Origin of the sequence: Mucilaginibacter boryungensis, from assembly GCF_015221995.1 — a bacterium.
Lineage (GTDB): Bacteria > Bacteroidota > Bacteroidia > Sphingobacteriales > Sphingobacteriaceae > Mucilaginibacter > Mucilaginibacter boryungensis.
Map to the genome: position 1 here is coordinate 473,950 of NZ_JADFFM010000001.1, position 16,219 is coordinate 490,168.

15 protein-coding genes are annotated in these 16,219 nt (G+C 42.1%); 7 read left to right on the top strand and 8 right to left on the bottom strand.

What is annotated here, in order from left to right; translation table 11 throughout:
* Nucleotides 1-56 precede the first annotated feature (56 nt).
* The 3 genes from IRJ18_RS02095 to IRJ18_RS02105 all read left to right on the top strand — a co-directional run bounded on the left by IRJ18_RS02095 (nt 57) and on the right by IRJ18_RS02105 (nt 2,125).
* Nucleotides 57-674, top strand: a complete 618-nt coding sequence (locus tag IRJ18_RS02095; protein ID WP_194106616.1) for an ABC transporter ATP-binding protein — start codon at nt 57-59, stop codon at nt 672-674.
* A 240-nt stretch (nt 675-914) separates the two neighbouring features.
* The gene (gene efp, locus IRJ18_RS02100; protein WP_194104545.1) at nt 915-1,478 is read left to right on the top strand and encodes an elongation factor P; all 564 of its coding nucleotides are present in this window, start codon (nt 915-917) and stop codon (nt 1,476-1,478) included.
* 71 nt (nt 1,479-1,549) lie between these two features.
* On the top strand, nt 1,550-2,125 hold the full coding sequence (locus IRJ18_RS02105) for a 5-formyltetrahydrofolate cyclo-ligase (RefSeq protein WP_194104546.1): 576 nt from the start codon (nt 1,550-1,552) through the stop codon (nt 2,123-2,125).
* Between the two features lie 44 nt (nt 2,126-2,169).
* Here IRJ18_RS02105 and IRJ18_RS02110 read toward each other — a convergent pair whose 3' ends face one another.
* The 4 genes from IRJ18_RS02110 to IRJ18_RS02125 all read right to left on the bottom strand — a co-directional run bounded on the left by IRJ18_RS02110 (nt 2,170) and on the right by IRJ18_RS02125 (nt 4,930).
* Nucleotides 2,170-2,940 carry an exodeoxyribonuclease III gene (locus IRJ18_RS02110; protein WP_194104547.1) on the bottom strand — a complete coding sequence of 257 codons (771 nt, stop codon included), beginning with the start codon at nt 2,938-2,940 and terminating at the stop codon, nt 2,170-2,172.
* A gap of 102 nt (nt 2,941-3,042) precedes the next feature.
* Entirely contained in the window at nt 3,043-3,744 is a 702-nt protein-coding gene (locus tag IRJ18_RS02115) for a peptidylprolyl isomerase (RefSeq protein WP_194104548.1), read from the bottom strand.
* 2 nt (nt 3,745-3,746) lie between these two features.
* Nucleotides 3,747-4,094 carry a hypothetical protein gene (locus IRJ18_RS02120; RefSeq protein WP_194104549.1) on the bottom strand — a complete coding sequence of 116 codons (348 nt, stop codon included), beginning with the start codon at nt 4,092-4,094 and terminating at the stop codon, nt 3,747-3,749.
* Nucleotides 4,095-4,210: 116 nt separating this feature from the next.
* Nucleotides 4,211-4,930 (bottom strand): 3-keto-disaccharide hydrolase, encoded by a 720-nt coding sequence (locus IRJ18_RS02125; protein ID WP_194104550.1) that lies wholly within the window; start codon nt 4,928-4,930, stop codon nt 4,211-4,213.
* Nucleotides 4,931-5,104: 174 nt separating this feature from the next.
* Here IRJ18_RS02125 and IRJ18_RS02130 point away from each other — a divergent pair, with 174 nt between their 5' ends.
* Nucleotides 5,105-5,611: an Mpo1 family 2-hydroxy fatty acid dioxygenase gene (locus IRJ18_RS02130; RefSeq protein WP_194104551.1), complete on the top strand. Its 507-nt coding sequence runs from the start codon at nt 5,105-5,107 to the stop codon at nt 5,609-5,611.
* Between the two features lie 6 nt (nt 5,612-5,617).
* On the opposite strand, the gene lepB is transcribed toward IRJ18_RS02130, so the two are convergent.
* Nucleotides 5,618-6,715 (bottom strand): signal peptidase I, encoded by a 1,098-nt coding sequence (lepB, locus tag IRJ18_RS02135; RefSeq protein WP_194104552.1) that lies wholly within the window; start codon nt 6,713-6,715, stop codon nt 5,618-5,620.
* A 63-nt stretch (nt 6,716-6,778) separates the two neighbouring features.
* The gene (locus IRJ18_RS02140; RefSeq protein ID WP_194104553.1) at nt 6,779-7,870 is read right to left on the bottom strand and encodes an AI-2E family transporter; all 1,092 of its coding nucleotides are present in this window, start codon (nt 7,868-7,870) and stop codon (nt 6,779-6,781) included.
* Nucleotides 7,871-8,013: 143 nt separating this feature from the next.
* On the opposite strand from IRJ18_RS02140, the gene IRJ18_RS02145 reads away from it, so the two are divergent.
* Nucleotides 8,014-8,979, top strand: a complete 966-nt coding sequence (locus IRJ18_RS02145) for a DUF58 domain-containing protein (RefSeq protein ID WP_317174043.1) — start codon at nt 8,014-8,016, stop codon at nt 8,977-8,979.
* 16 nt (nt 8,980-8,995) lie between these two features.
* Nucleotides 8,996-10,621, top strand: coding sequence for an ABC transporter substrate-binding protein (locus tag IRJ18_RS02150; RefSeq protein WP_194104554.1), 1,626 nt, complete (start codon nt 8,996-8,998; stop codon nt 10,619-10,621).
* Nucleotides 10,622-10,625: 4 nt separating this feature from the next.
* On the opposite strand, the gene IRJ18_RS02155 is transcribed toward IRJ18_RS02150, so the two are convergent.
* On the bottom strand, nt 10,626-12,707 hold the full coding sequence (locus IRJ18_RS02155) for a TonB-dependent receptor (RefSeq protein WP_194104555.1): 2,082 nt from the start codon (nt 12,705-12,707) through the stop codon (nt 10,626-10,628).
* Nucleotides 12,708-13,212: 505 nt separating this feature from the next.
* On the opposite strand from IRJ18_RS02155, the gene IRJ18_RS02160 reads away from it, so the two are divergent.
* The gene (locus IRJ18_RS02160; protein WP_194104556.1) at nt 13,213-14,499 is read left to right on the top strand and encodes a DASH family cryptochrome; all 1,287 of its coding nucleotides are present in this window, start codon (nt 13,213-13,215) and stop codon (nt 14,497-14,499) included.
* Nucleotides 14,500-14,507: 8 nt separating this feature from the next.
* Here IRJ18_RS02160 and IRJ18_RS02165 read toward each other — a convergent pair whose 3' ends face one another.
* The gene (locus IRJ18_RS02165) at nt 14,508-16,103 is read right to left on the bottom strand and encodes a family 43 glycosylhydrolase (RefSeq protein WP_194104557.1); all 1,596 of its coding nucleotides are present in this window, start codon (nt 16,101-16,103) and stop codon (nt 14,508-14,510) included.
* Nucleotides 16,104-16,219 lie beyond the last annotated feature (116 nt).

The following is a 16,219-nucleotide window of genomic DNA, read 5'->3' on the forward strand; positions in this document are numbered from 1 at the left end:
GTAAAAGCTATCGACGAAAGTCCATGGGCTATGGGCCATCGACCATGGACTCACACATTAGCATATCTCTAAAAGGAATTGGCCGCCGCTTTAACCGCGACTGGATATTTCGCGGGGTGGATTATGTGTTTACATCGGGAGAAAGCTATGCTATCCTGGGGCCGAATGGTTCGGGGAAATCTACCTTGCTGCAAATCCTTAATGCCAGTCTAACCCCGTCGGAGGGAAGCATCGATTTTACCTTTAGCAATCAACCATTGGAGGTTGAAAAGGTATTCAACCACATCAGTTTAGCCGCACCCTACCTGGAACTGATAGAGGAATTTACGCTGGCTGAAATGATCGATTTTCATTTCAAGTTTAAAGCTTACCTGCCGGGATTGGACTGCAATAAAGTGATCGATCTGCTGGCGCTGCCCACTTCTAAACATAAACTCATTAAGTATTTCTCATCGGGTATGAAACAGCGTTTAAAACTTGCGCTGGCTTTTTGCGCCGATACCGCTTTGCTGATGCTGGACGAGCCAACTTCAAATCTGGACAGCCAGGGGGTAGCATGGTACCTTAACCTGGTGCAGCAATTTGCAAAAAACCGGCTGCTTATCATTTGCTCAAACCAGGAGCACGAGTATAACTTTTGCCAGCACCAATTACTGATAACGGATTATAAATAAAGGCGGGGTTGTCAAGTCGTCTACAACTTCTATAACCCTAAAGGCCTTTTATTTATGGTTAACACATGTAAACCATAAATAAAATTTAATAATCTGATTATTAGATGGTTGAATAAAAATAGCCCCGAATTTTGTAAACCATGTAAACCATGTTTTAATGGGTTAACCAGGTAACATTATCAAACTAAGTGCTTGATTGTTTGCGGATAAGTACATAAGTTTGCGCCTCAGAAAAAAGATATGGCTAAAGCATCAGATATTAAAAATGGAAACATACTGCGCTTTAACGGCGAGTTAGTGCAAGTCGAAGAATTTATACACCGTACCCCGGGTAACCTGCGTGCGTTTTACCAGGCGCGCATGCGTAACGTTAAAACAGGTAAACTGGTTGAATACCGCTTCCGTGTTGACGAAGAGGTGAATATTGCCCGCGTGGAAACCAACGATTACCAGTACCTGTACGATGAGGGCGAAACTCTGGTGATTATGGATAACACTACTTTTGAACAGCACAGCGTACCCAAGTTTTTGTTCGGCAGCGGCATAAAATTCCTGAAAGAGGGGATGAATGTGATTGTTGCGTTTGAGAGCGAAGAGCCAATAATGGCATCGCTACCAAACAGCGCCGAACTGGAAATTACCTATACAGAGCCTGCCGTTAAAGGTGATACATCAAGTGGTGCCATGAAAAAAGCTACCGTTGAAACCGGTGCCGAAATAAATGTGCCCTTGTTTATTAACCAAGGTGATAAGGTAAAGGTTGATACCGCTACCGGCGCTTATGTTGAGCGCGTTAAACAATAATAATCCTTTACGAAATATAAAAAGGAGGCTTCGTTTTGCGGGGCCTCCTTTTTGTTTATATTAGTAGTGTCGTGACCAGCAAACAACAACTTCGCCAGCAATACCTTCAGCAACGGCAACAGCTTTCGGTTGATGAATACGATGCGCTGAATAAGAAATTGTTATCTGAATTTCAAAAGTTAGACTTAACCGACATTAACTGCATCCACCTTTTTTTGCCAATGAAGGAGAATAATGAACCAGATACTTATGCCATCCGCGATTGGTTGAAGGTGAGCCATCCGCATATCAAAATAGTATTCCCTCAAACCAATTTCAAAACACTAACCATGCGCAGTTTTGCGGATGATGCAGACCTAAAATTGGAAGTGAATAAATATGGTATAACCGAACCTGTGCGCGGCAATGAAGTTAATACATCAGCTATTGACTTGGTTATACTGCCGATGCTCATTTTTGATAAGCAGGGCTACCGCGTTGGTTACGGTAAAGGCTTTTACGATAGGTTTTGCGCACAATGCAAACCCGGCACAAAGTTTATCGGCCTGTCATTATTCGATCCCGTTGAAAGCATTGAAGATGTTAACGAGTACGACGTGTGGATGCACAGTTGCCATACGCCCAATGGGCGATGGGATTGGCATTGAAATTATACACCACAGCATGCTTCTCGCGATGATGTTTTTTAATACTAAGCAGGGTGCAACTCCAGCAATACCGGGCAATGGTCTGAGTGTTTTGCTTCGCACAAAATTGCCGCGCGCTTAATGCGGGGTTCCAGTTCGGTGCTGGCCATAGTATAATCAATGCGCCAGCCCAGGTTTTTAGCACGCGAATTAGCGCGGAAACTCCACCAAGTGTAGTTATGTGGTTCCTTATTCAAATGCCGGAAGGTATCTATAAAGCCCGATTCGATAAAATTCTCCATCCACTCGCGCTCCTCGGGTAAAAAGCCTGACGAGTTAGCGTTCGATTTTGGGTTATGGATGTCAATTGGTCTATGGCAAATATTATAATCACCGCATACCACCAGGTTGGGGTGTTCAACCTTCAGCAGGGTAAGATATTTGCCAAACTCATCCAGGAAACGGTATTTGAATACCTGCCGATCATCGCCGCTGGAGCCTGATGGGAAGTATACACTCATGACCGATACATCATCAAAATCAACGCGGATATTGCGGCCTTCGCGATCAAAATCAGGGATACCACAACCATATTCTACGTGATTAGGTGTGTGTTTGGTAAGGATAGCCGTACCGCTATAACCTTTCTTCTCGGCCGGGAACCAATAATGCTGATATCCCATTTGCTCTACCAGGTGCAGGTCGGTCAGTACATCAGGCGTAGCCTTTATTTCCTGCAGGCAAACCACATCTGCATCGGTAGCCTGCAGCCAGGCCAGCCAATTCTTATTTATCGCCGAACGGATACCGTTGACATTATAGGTGATGATTTTCATATTTATACAATCTGTTATAGCGAGAAATAGCGTGGCAATCTCGTAGTTCGCAAACCATCCTACGAGATTGCTGCGTCGTTACGCTCCTCGCAATGACAATAATTATTTTTCTTCCAGTCCCAGCAACTTGTCCAACTCCTTGCACTCGCCTTTTTTAAGCACTTCTACGGTCATTGGTACATCTTCCAGCGGGCGGTCTTTGGCATCTTTTTTTGCCGCGGCAATGCGATCGACCATATCCAGGCCCATCACTACTTCGCCATAAACAGTATAGCTATGATCAAGCTGGGCTGTGCCACCAACCGATCGGTACCACTGGCGCTGCCACTCGGGTACTTTATGGCCTTTCAAACGGCCCTGTTCCAGTTTGTCCAGGTCCTCATCGGTATAGCGTTTGCCTTCCACAATATAAAACTGCGTAGCGCTTGATGCCTTTTCGGGATTGTCATCGCGGGCGGCAGCTAGCACGCCTTTTTTGTGGAATAGTGTATCGTTAAATTCAGCAGGGACTTTATATTTCAAATCGCCCTCACCCAAAGCCTGACCCGGCTTGGCGTTCTTCGAATCGGGGTCACCGCCCTGTATCATAAAGTTTTGGATTATACGATGAAACAGCGTGCCGTTGTAAAAACCTTCCTTAGCCAGTTTGATAAAATTATCGCGATGCTTCGGCGTCTCATTATACAAACGGATGATGCATTGCCCGTAGCTGGTTTTAATGCGCACATACTGGTTCTTCGGCGGTTTGGCAAAGGCCGTTATTGTAAGCGTGCAAACAAGTAATAAGGTAAATAGTTGCTTCATAATTAGGGCTCTAATATTTCGTCAAAATAGTTAATGATCAGTGATTTCATCGTCATTTCCTGCTCTAACAGCGTATAATTAGGAATAGGTTTTACCAGTTTCCAATGCGGCCAGCCATCTTGGTCAAGGCCTTCCAACTCGTAGAACCCCATCATGCTGAACAGCTTGCAGGTCGCTATATGCATTAGTTCTTCCTTTTGGCGCTTGCTGAATTTTTGCGGGCCTTTGCCCAACTCCTGCACACCAATTAAAAACAGCAGAACCTTAATATCCGGCGTATCCGAATCAAAATCAGCTGCAATTCTATCCTGTAATTCTTTCCACCTGGTATTGATCTCGGCTGGTTTCATGGTGGTAAATATACGGTGTAAGTTGGAAAGATTTCATCAACAATATGTCGAACTTGCACCTGCGAATAGAGTTGCAAGTGGGATGCCGAAACAAGTTCGGCATGACGCATTACTGTCTACAATACCTTTATCCTAAAATCCTTGTACTCAATTTTCATGGGTGGGCCAACATGTCCTTGTACACCTATCAGGCCTTCCATCTTGCGGTTGGCGGTGTCGTTATCAGTTACTTCGCTCATCAATTTGCCGTTAAGGTAATGCTGCAGCTTGTTGCCTTTGGCTATAATATGTAATTCGTTCCAATCATCGTAATTGATACTTTTCAATAGTTCTTCTTTGGTGCCGGTTGAATCAATAACGGTTGGTTTGCCATTTTCTATCACTGTCCGTTGTCCGCGCAAAGCCAAAAACTGTCTGCCGCGTTCTTCATAATTCTGACCGGAATAACGCGGATAACCAAGGTTGTATTTATCCTTACCATCAATATCGGCCTGATAACCTTTCAGCGCGTAGGGCAGGCTATCCACTCTAACGCTGCGATAGTTGACGCCACTGTTGCCTTTTGCTGATATTCGGTAGCTCACCTTCAGCTCAAAATTGGCCGGGTGGCCACCTTTCCAAATTAAAAAGGTATTTACCTTAATGATAGTTTCAGGGGTGATTTCACCGATTATTTCGCCATTTTCGGCACGCCAGTATTTCGGGTCGCCTTCCCAGCCATTTAGGGTTTTGCCATCAAACATGGGTTTATACCCATCGTCTTTTAATTGCGCTAAGGCAAAACCCGATAACAAGGTGACCGCACCGATAAATGCCAGTAGTTTTTTGATTTTCATACGTTGATTGTTACGTTTATCCCATATTTCGAGTTAAGGAAGAACTATTCTCAGACTTAAATGGAAGGTTGCATACTGTATAAGCCATACACAAAGGAAGTTGCTCTTCTATATATTGCCCGGAATGAATATAACGCTTATATCCTTATCTTCGCATATCAAATTCGATAAGCCGTGAAACAGCAGCACACTCCCAAAAAACAAGTAGATATTTATTTTGATAAGTACGCCGAGAGCCATCAAAACCACACCAATGAACTGATACATTGGATATGTGTACCGCTGATTGTTTTTAGCTTGGTTGGGTTGGTATGGGCCATCCCATTCCCTTATATTAAGTTTTTAGGCAAGTATAACGGCATGTTCAATTGGGCTTCTTTCCTTATCGCTTTTAGTATTTTTTACTATTACAAACTGTCGCCAATCCTATCGTATTTCATGCTGTTGATAGTAATGGCTTTTTGCTATGTAATTACTTTATTAGAGCAATGGCATACTGCCGGGGGCCCATTACTTTGGCAATCGTGCCTGGCTATTTTTGTGCTATCGTGGGTGGGACAGTTTATCGGGCATAAAATAGAAGGGAAAAAACCATCGTTTTTAGATGATATCAAATTCCTGCTGATAGGCCCTATATGGCTGCTTCACTTTATCCTGCTGCGGTTAAAAATAAAATATTAAGCCGCATTATTTAATCGTTCTCAGTATCCTGTTCCAGCGTACTTTATTAAAAAGAGTTGCCGTAGAATCCACACTCATCCAGGTGAGCATGGCTTTACCTATGATATGGTCTTCAGGCACATAACCCCAAAAACGGGAATCGAGTGAATTGTGGCGGTTGTCGCCCATCATCCAATAATAATTCATTTTGAAGGTATACTGGCCGGCCTTTTTGCCATTGATCAGGATATCCTTTCCCTCTATATCAACTTTGTTGCCTTCGTATAGTTCAATAGCACGACGGTATAATGTCATAGTAGAATCGTTCAGGGCAATACTCATCCCTTTTTTGGGCATTACCAGCGGACCGAAATTATCGGCATTCCATTTAAACTTCTCATTGTGTGGGAAAACAGCCGCATCATATTCATTAGCTGATTGCACAACTGGTATTATACTTTTTATATTAGAATATCCTTTTAACGTAGTCAAACTTTCGGCCGGAATGATCATTTCGAAAATATCAGGGGTTTTTTGAACCAATATTTCGATGTGCAGATCTTTTATTACCTGCGGGTTTATCTCTTTACCATCGGTAATAACATTGTACGATGTCTGGGCTTTCTCTGCATTTTTAGCGGCTTTGCCGTTAATGTAAACTTGTGCATTAACAATGCGCAACGTATCGCCGGGTGTAGCCTGGCAGCGTTTAATAAGTGTAGTGCGTTCGTCTACAGGGCGGTTGTATTGCGGGTCGGCTTCCTCGGGTTTGTTAAAAACAACAACATCCTGCTTCTTAACTTCCGATAGTCCCGGTAGACGCAGATATGGTAATTTTATAGCATCCCAATAGGTTTTAACGCCATAAACAGTTGGTTCGGTGAATGGAATAGCCAATGGGGTAAATGGCATACGCGGACCGTAGTTAATTTTGCTCACAAATAAATAATCGCCGGTTAGTAAGCTGCCCTCCATTGATCCGGATGGTATGGCATAAGCCGAGAATAATAATCCACGGATAATAGTTGATGCCACCAATGCAAATAACAAGGCATCGCCCCACTCGCGCAATTTGGATTTTTTTGCTTTAGGTGCAGTTGTTTTTTTGAAAATATTAAAGCGCATAAGTATAGATGTTGATACTTATAGATGCAAAAAAAGCAATTTTGTTACAAGGTTTTCGGGTAGCTATTTTACATCTACAGTTTCTTTGGCATCAATATGCGGTTCGCCTTCGTTTATCCTTTTTACATATAGCTCATCTACCAAAATAACTACAATAGCCAGCACAGGTACGGCCAGGATAATACCCAAAGCCCCTGATATGGCACCCATAATTAATTGACTGATCAACGTTAGCGCCGGCGGCAGGTTGATCATTTTTTTCTGAATAAGCGGGTTAACAATGTTAGCCGTAATAGTTTGCGAAATAATATAAAGCGCGGCTACTAATATACCCATGTTGGTGCTAATGGTTAAGGCTAATAACACGCCGGGTATCATAGCCAGCAACGACCCTAAATTTGGCACCAGTTCAAGTATACCGGTAATTAAGCCCAGTACCATGGCTACAGGCACGCCAATAATAGATAACCCTACCGAGATTAATATAGTAACCAATACCATGGATACCATCATGCCCTTTAGCCAGCCTTTTAACGATAGGCTAATGCGGTCCAAAATGTGCTCACCGATGACTTTTTTATTTTTTGGAACTAAAACCAGTATCCCGTTTTTATATAGCGATGGATTAGCGGTAAAAAATATGCCAAGGAACATGATAATATAAATATTACCGAGTACCCCAAAACTTGTACTAAAAAATGATTGCGCAGTCGTCATCAGCTTTTGGGAATTACCATCGGATACGCTTTCCAGCAGCTTTTGCCCAATGGGCGAGGTAGCCATTTTGGCCTTAACATTATTAATAGTATGCGGCAACGTGTTACTTAGCTCGGCTACCTGGTGCTGGATTTTTGTACCCATAAACCAAAGCAGCAAACCAATAACAGCAATAGTGCCTACAACAGCCATCAGCATGGCATAGGGGCGTTTCCATTTGGTTTTACGCTCTACCAGATCGCCCAGGCCATGAAAGTAAGTGGCAATAAGCGCTCCTGCCAATACCATTAGTACCACATTGAAGGCAACGCGGGCAATTAATATTACCACCACCAGTAATGCTACTATAGCAACTGTTTGCCATACCTTTTCAATATAGGTAAGTTCTTTTTTTGAATGCGAACTGGCTTCGTGCCTGGTAGGTTGGTCTTTTGCCATACATTGTTTAATTAATTTTAAATATAATATAATCCGTCGCTATTTGTTCTGAAACAGGATATTTTTCGCCTGGTTAGGTGTGTGTACTTAAAATTGGCAAATCCCTTTCATGGTAAGGTTAACGCCATCACAACTTTTTACATGTGCCCGACGAAAAACTGCCAACCGAAATCACTACCTTAGCCTTAATGGCAGCATTAAATAATGATCAGCAGATACGGCACCTGGCCAACCTTGAATTGCTGGCACGCCAGGTGGTGGAAGGTTTTATAACCGGCCTGCATCAAAGCCCATTCCATGGTTTTTCCGTTGAGTTTGCCGAGCATCGGTTGTATAATAATGGCGAATCGGTAAAGAATATCGATTGGAAGCTGTTTGCTCGTACCGATAAGCTTTTTGTGAAGCAATTTGAAGAAGAAACCAATCTGCGCAGCTACCTGTTGCTGGATACTTCCTCATCTATGAATTTCCCCGATAAGGGGTTAAATAAGTTGCAGTTTTCGGTTTATGCTATCGCATCACTTATGTATTTGTTTAAAAAACAGCGTGACGCCTTTGGATTAGGGCTGTTTTCGGACAAGGTAGATTGGTTAAGTATGGCCCGGTCGACCACCACGCATTTGTTTTACCTGTTTGCTGAGTTAGAGAAAGCGTACAATCACCCTAAAGAAAACACGCTGACCAATGTTGGTGATGTGCTGCACCATATTGCCGAGGACGTGCACCAACGGTCGATGATTATTATCTTTAGCGATATGCTGGAAAACAGCCTGAACCCGGATAAGATGCAAGCCTTATTCGCTGCCATCCAGCATTTGAAATATAAAAAACACGAGGTGATCATTTTTAACGTTAGCGATAAAAAGAAAGAACTGGATTTTGATTTTGATAACCGTCCACACCATTTTATTGATATGGAAAGTGGCGAGGAAATGAAGGTGCATCCGGGCCGTATCCGGGAAACATACAAAGCTGCTTTGAATGAATATCGCCATCAGTTAGAATTAAAATGCGCCCAATATCATATAGATCTGATTGACGCAAACATCCACGATGGATACAACCAGATATTAAAAGCTTACCTGGTGAAACGGGCTGCAATGGGGTAAGGCCTAATTACTATTAATGAAATACTGCTACTACATACTGCTACTATTCTTTACCCTCGCATCCTGCAACAGCGGCGATGACGATAAGGGCAAGACCATTTTTAATATCAATATGGATGAGGGCCTGACCAGTATGGACCCGGCTTTTTCACGCAACCAGAATGCTATTTGGGCTACCAACCAAATTTTTAACGGATTGGTGCAAATTGATGATAGCCTGATTACCCGGCCTTGCATTGCTAAAAGCTGGGACGCTGATACTACAGGCACAATTTATACTTTCCATTTACGTAACGATGTTTATTTCCATGACGACCCACACTTTGCCGGTGGCAAAGGACGCAAAGTTGTAGCCAGTGATTTTGTTTACAGTCTTGGCCGGTTAATAGATCCTAAGGTAGCCTCGTCCGGTTCGTGGATATTCAGCGACAAGGTGCACGGCAAGCAGGATTTTATTGCCGTTAACGATAGTACATTCCAGATCAGGTTAAAGCAGCCATTCCCGCCATTGCTTAGTATGCTTACCGCACAGTATTGCTCGGTAGTACCCAAAGAAGTGGTGGGATTTTACGGGAAAGATTTTCGTAACCACCCGGTGGGCACAGGCCCATTCCAGTTTAAATACTGGAAAGAAGGCGAGGTGCTGGTATTGCTGAAAAACCCGCATTATTGGGAAAAAGATAGTTCAGGCAAACAATTACCCTATTTGGATGCCGTCAGATCGACGTTTATTGCCGATAAGCAAACCGGCTTTATGGAATTTATAAAAGGTAAGCTCGATTTTTATAATGATATAGATGGCAGCTATCGCGATGATATATTGAGTAAATCGGGCCATATTACCAGTAAATATAAAGGGAAGTTTATCATTAATACCCGCCCGTATCTTAACACGCTTTATATGGGCATGCTGGTTGATACTACGCTAGCTATAGTAAAACATTCTCCGCTTAGAATAAAGAAAGTGCGGCAAGCTATAAACTATGCTATTAATAAAGATAAAATGACCAAATACCTGCGCAATAGCTTGGGTACGCCGGGTAGTTCGGGTTTTATACCCAAAGGGATGCCGGGGTTTGATGCACAGCAGGTAAAAGGTTATAGCTATGATCCCGAAAAAGCACGGCGCTTATTGGCAGAGGCCGGATTCCCCAATGGTAAAGGCATGCCCGAAATTGTACTACACACTACGGTAGGTTATCGTAACCTGATAGAGTATGTACAGGGCGAACTAAACCGTATTGGCATTAATACACGTGTTGAAATTGTGCAAGGCAGCAGCCTGCGCGAACTGGTTGGCAAAAACGGTGTTAACTTTTTCTATGGCACCTGGATAGCCGATTACCCGGATGGCGAGAATTACCTGTCGGTTTTCTATTCAAAAAATAAAATCCCCTACGGTCCGAATTATACCGGCTTCAACAACAAAAACTTTGATAAGCTTTTTGAGCAGGCGTATCATGTGAAAGATAATGCTAAACGTTACGCCCTATACCGCCAGATGGATAACCTGGTGATGCAGGAATCGCCGGTGGTGGTTTTGTATTACGATAAATTGGTGAACCTGTATCAAAACAATATTACCGGGTACAGTAACAACGCCCAAAACCTGCTGATATTAAAAAGGGTAGTAAAGCACTGATATACTATAATCCCAATTTAAACCCTGCACCAAAATACCTGCGATTATCGTAAGCAATGTCTGATTGTTTGTTTTGTATCAGGTTTCGCGCATCTGCAAATACTTCCAGGTTTTTAAATCTTGTGCTTGTTAATGTATAACCGGCATATAAATTCTGTACATCGAAAGAATTAAAATGACCAGTAACAACATAGTTTGGAGCGTATTGATCTTGGTTCAGGCGATAAAGAATATCTATTGCGGCAAAAGCATGTTTATAGTTTATTCGGTTAACGAATCCACCGGCAAACACAGTATTATTTGGAACAAATGATTGGGACGCAGTCAGCTGTTCTTGAAAGTTTAGTTTGTATTTAACAACAGTTGCATTTAATCCTGATGTCCAGTTAAATTTAGCTGAATGGAATAAATTGAGATTTAAACCAAAACGATGCTGGTCAAGGCGTGCGTCTGGGAATAAGTACAGTGTATAATATGCACCCGAGAGATATTCCATATAGGAAGTAGTATTAACAAACTTTTGAATGCTGTAATTATAATTGAACGATAACTTATTATTCAGCAAAGACAGAGACGTGCCCAATTGTAATTGTGTGTTTGCCTGATATGCATTATAGGCAGGCGTAGCAATAGGAGTAAGGGGAATTTGGGGATTCGCAAAATTACTGCCCAAGCGATGTGTATTAGGATCGTCAAATAAAATTGTAGCATTATCGGGAATGCCTTGTAATACACTGGCGTTTGGGTCTGACAAGGCAGCAACGGATTTGGAGTAAGATCCCAATACCATTAACTGTGCGCTTTTGCCTGCGGGTATTAGATTAATAGCCACCGAAGTAAATGGATAAGCCTTGGCTAATTTACTGTTATTAAAAGTAGTGTATTTACCGGCATTCAATACACTTTGAAAACCACCTTGCAGCATAATTATATTAGCATAATTAATAATTAATGAAGGTGTTAACAATGATGTGCTCTGCCGGTAAACTGAATAACTTAAGTTATACAAAGGAGAATTGTTGACTGTGCTTTTTAGCGCGATAGAGTCAATTGCTTTTTTATAGGTAAAATTTATATTTGGTTCAAAATTGAATTTGCCGGTTGATAAGTTGTAGGACAAGTTGTCTTTTATGAATCGGGTGTTAGTTTTTGTAGCCCTGTTAGCTGTGTATATATCGGCTGGCGGGAAAGCGGGTTGAATATTGTTATATTCATTTTCACTTAGTTGATAATGCTGTAATCCCGCGCTCAATTCGTTAGTTAAGCCTTTAATTATATGGGTACTGATTTTAATATCGCCATGCCATAACTGTTGTTTGCCATTATCGTTATGGTCTAACAAAATAGTATGGTTAGTATTACTATAAGTAGTAAAATTATTGCTGTTTGTTTGCGGTACATAGCCGGCATTAATGCTAATGGTGTTTATTTTGACAACATTGACATCCAGGTATCCATTGAACTTAAAGCGATCAAAACGATAAGGGTTACTTGATGTAAAAAGATTATTCTGCAATTGAGGTACGACATCGTGTTGGTAATCTGCTGATATTCCTGCTTTAACCTCTTCAGAATTTCGGTACGCTGATAGATAATACTGATGGTAAAAATTAGTAGTGCTTTTATATGACGGATCAATTGATGTGTTGCGGCTGTTAATTGCGTTAGTTTGGCCGGCTACTACTAAGCCTGATTTTCCTGGTTCATTCCTTCTTGTTTTAACAATAAGTAATAACTGCGAAGGTTTAACTCCGTTAAGCATAACCGAAGCATTTTGAATCAGGGTAATTTCTTCAATATCATAAATGCTATAGGCGTTTACATCATTGTTTAAATTACCATCAATAATACTTACGTATGTCTGTTTGCCGTTGTAATACCCATTCAGCCATACTGCGATTGCATCACTGAGATTACTGAAGGGGAGTTTCTCCAGGTCGGCGGCTTTAATGGTGATTGCCTGAGTGATTTTTTTTTGCAATTTAACATGGCCCAGGTCGTATTCGGTCGTGTCGGTTTGAGCATGGGCTTGAAGTAACGCTACTGATAATAGGACCGCAGCACAGATCAAGAATTTTCTTTTCATAAATTGTATAAGGTTAGCCAAATATAACCAACAATTTATGTTTGCAACAGTGCGGTTAGGGTTTAAAAACAAATATCCTGTATGGGATTGTTATACAGGGTTTTATTTTTCGATCAATGTATGCTTTGGCTTTACATTGTTAACAGCGCAGCAACGGCAAAAATAGCAAGCAGGAATAAGTATTTAAATTCGAGGGTGTTTTTAAAAGTTTTCATATAGTAAAATGTTTAATAAATAGATATTTATTGTTATTCAAATAATATTCCAAATGAGTGTAATTGTTTAAACAGCGTTTTAAGCTCTTTTGTCATTCCGATATTTAATAAGCGTGTACATTAATATATACAAATTGAATCAGGGTTGATATTTAAACCCTATCGCTCAGTCACATATTTTTTGGTTTTAGCATTATCTTCCCCATGTAATTATTTCATTAAGTTTTAGCCTAAAACCTAAATAATTACAATTTTTGTAGATTAGCTGAATTTACCGGGTCACGATTACTATGAGCGAAAGAACAATACTGGTTTGGTTTAGGAACGATTTGCGTATCGAGGACAATGAAATTTTGTTGGAAGCAACGCGCAAGGCTGATAAAGTGATACCGGTTTATTGTTTCGATCCATATTACTTCAAGGTTACTCCATCCGGTACTTTTAAAACAGGCAATTTTCGGGCTAAGTTTTTAATTGAATCGGTTCAGAACCTTCGCGAAAATTTGAGGGCGATGGGTTCGGAACTAATAGTCCGTTTTGGCCCGCCGGCTGAAGTTATCCCTCAATTAGCCAATGAATACCAGGTTAACGAAGTTTATCATCACCGCGAAGTTGCATTTGAAGAAACCGGCATATCAGAACAGGTTGAGGCTGCACTTTGGAAAATAAAATTAAACCTGAAGCATTTTATTGGGCATACTTTATACCATAAGGAAGACCTGCCTTTTCCAATAAAAGATATCCCCGACAGTTTTGCCACTTTCCGGAAAAAGATAGAGCGCGATAGCTCGGTGCGGCACATAGTACCTGCACCAGAGCGCATTAACACGCCGGCCATAACCGATGCCGGCGAAATACCAAACTTGAAGCAACTGGGTTTGGAAGAACCTATACCCGACCCACGCGACAATTTTCATTTTATAGGTGGCGAAACTGTTGCGCATGAACGCCTGCAAAAGTTTTTTGTGAATTTTGATTTTGCCCTGAACGGAAAAAACAACCGCAGCGCAACATCGGGCTCGCACCTTTCGCCCTGGTTGACGTTTGGCTGTATATCGCCACGGCAAGTGTATTGGGAGGCGGTTAAGCACGAACATCATACCAATCATTCATTGATCCTGGAACTACTGTGGCGTGATTACTTTCGCTTTATGTTCAAAAAATACGGCAACCAGTTTTTTAAGGCCGATGGTTTTAAAGATGAAGCACCCGCTGTCAGTGCCGATCAGCACGCATTGTTAGAGCAATGGAAAACCGGCAGCACTGGCGTGCCCTTTGTTGATGCCTGTATGCATGAGTTGAACGCCACGGGTTACATTAATAACTATTGCCGCCAAACTGTAGCAATATTTTTAGTACGCGAATTAAAAGTAGACTGGACTAAAGGTGCCGCATATTTTGAAGAGCAATTGATTGACTATTCACCGGCCAGTAACTGGGGCAATTGGGCCTTTATAGCCGGCGTAGGCAGCGACCCACGCGACAACAAATTTTTTAACAATACCAAGCCCGCTGCCGAACACGACCCCAAAGAAGAATTTATACAAACCTGGCTGCCCGATACTGTGGTGGTGTAAGGCGCGCTTTATTTATTCCTGACAAGCGTTATATCATCCACATAACAAAAAGCGTTAGCGTTCCCATCAGGTATAAAGCCAATTTCCACCCGTCCTGCTTTTACCTGGACATCACCGATACTAATTGTTTGCCACATTGAATTTTCTCCCACGATGCTTTGCTTAAACGTTTTACCCTTGCTTTCGGCATACATCAGTAACTGATTAAAACCGACGCTGTTTTTTACTTTAGCGGTAAGCGTATATATGCCATCTTGCAAAGCTACATAAGGCGAGGACGAAATAACTTGCCAAACTTTGCGCTTAAAGTTTACTTTGTCGGTTATCTGCAGACTTTTTTCACCAATAACTACTTTACGGTCATCCTCACTATTTACATGATTTAACACAATAGAATCAGGACTGCCAATGGCGATACCGTTTCCTGAAATAACGGTAGTTGTCCACCCTGTTAATTGCTGTTGCACAGGTTTCACAGGGCTGGGGATATTTTTACGGTCGGCTTCAAAGCTGCCGTTCTTCACGTAGTTATTATCTGTACCTACTTTCCATTCACCTGTTTGGGCGTTTAGGTTCCATGAGCTAAGCGAATTGAAATAAGGCGCTTTCTCATCAAACGATAGGGGGCACCACTGGTTGTAACCCAAGCCGTTGCCGGCAAAGTCGGCCCAGCGGTCGCCGCAGTAGACCACAGTTTCCTGCTTGCTGCCTTTAATAGTGACAAAGAAGCCGGTTTGTGTTACGTGTGCGTAATCATCAGCGCAACCATTCATCACTTGCATATTGTTAGCAGGAGTGTATGGCCCCTTTATATTATCCGCAACCAAATAATAAGCATACGAAGCATCCCACCCATAAATGTTTGATGCGCACATATAATACCGGCCCTTGTACTTAAACATGCAATTCCCCTCGCGGCTTTCGCCCTGGAAAACTTTGGTGCAATCCAGCAGATCAACCTTGCCGTCCTTCACACCAATTTCCGAAACGTATATTTTATTACGGCCCTTCCCATACGAATATACAAGATATGATTTCCCGGTATCCTCATCGGTAAACACGGTTTGGTCGCCGGTATTGGTGGTGCCTATCATTGGTTCCATATTAATTTCCTGGTGCCGGATAAACGGCTCCGTGGGCGCATCGGCAGTGGCGATCATTACACGGCTGCCATGCTGTACAAACATGGCGTACTTGTTCAACTCTTTAATATAAGCCACTCCCAAGCGTCCTACCCATGTCCTTCGGCCCGATTGGTTAACTTCTGCTTTAGTTAAAACATCACGTTCAAACTTCCAGTTCACCAGGTCGGTAGAACTGTAACAGGTTACCGATTCAAAGGTCGTTCCTTTTTGGGTTACATTCGGCGCTTCGTGATAACGCTCGGCTTCCAGGTAATGCACGCCGTACCAATAATACTTTGTCCCGCTACCGGCAGGATCAGCAAAACGGAATATCCCGCCGCCCTGACTGTAAATAGGCTGTCCATCAACAGTATTCCAGAAAATGTCGTTTTTAATATTTTGCGATTGTGCATTAATTGTGTAAGCAGCACATAGCAAGAAAAGGCATACGCTGCACAAGAAAAACTTTTTAAACATCATAACAGGCAATTGGTACAATAAAAATGCGCTATTATTTAAATTCAGGCATCCTGTACTGTTCTGTAAGGTGAAGATCGATCGGTTTGCTATAATCAAATCGAAAGATGTCTTCCCTC

Bases quoted from the DNA above. Each gene is read 5' to 3' on its own strand.
- IRJ18_RS02115 (WP_194104548.1), bottom strand. From the start codon at position 3,744: ATGAAGCAACTATTTACCTTATTACTTGTTTGCACGCTTACAATAACG.
- efp (WP_194104545.1), top strand. From the start codon at position 915: ATGGCTAAAGCATCAGATATTAAAAATGGAAACATACTGCGCTTTAAC.
- lepB (WP_194104552.1), bottom strand. From the start codon at position 6,715: ATGCGCTTTAATATTTTCAAAAAAACAACTGCACCTAAAGCAAAAAAA.
- IRJ18_RS02165 (WP_194104557.1), bottom strand. From the start codon at position 16,103: ATGATGTTTAAAAAGTTTTTCTTGTGCAGCGTATGCCTTTTCTTGCTA.
- IRJ18_RS02120 (WP_194104549.1), bottom strand. From the start codon at position 4,094: ATGAAACCAGCCGAGATCAATACCAGGTGGAAAGAATTACAGGATAGA.
- IRJ18_RS02155 (WP_194104555.1), bottom strand. From the start codon at position 12,707: ATGAAAAGAAAATTCTTGATCTGTGCTGCGGTCCTATTATCAGTAGCG.
- IRJ18_RS02110 (WP_194104547.1), bottom strand. From the start codon at position 2,940: ATGAAAATCATCACCTATAATGTCAACGGTATCCGTTCGGCGATAAAT.
- IRJ18_RS02160 (WP_194104556.1), top strand. From the start codon at position 13,213: ATGAGCGAAAGAACAATACTGGTTTGGTTTAGGAACGATTTGCGTATC.
- IRJ18_RS02125 (WP_194104550.1), bottom strand. From the start codon at position 4,930: ATGAAAATCAAAAAACTACTGGCATTTATCGGTGCGGTCACCTTGTTA.
- IRJ18_RS02140 (WP_194104553.1), bottom strand. From the start codon at position 7,870: ATGGCAAAAGACCAACCTACCAGGCACGAAGCCAGTTCGCATTCAAAA.
- IRJ18_RS02150 (WP_194104554.1), top strand. From the start codon at position 8,996: ATGAAATACTGCTACTACATACTGCTACTATTCTTTACCCTCGCATCC.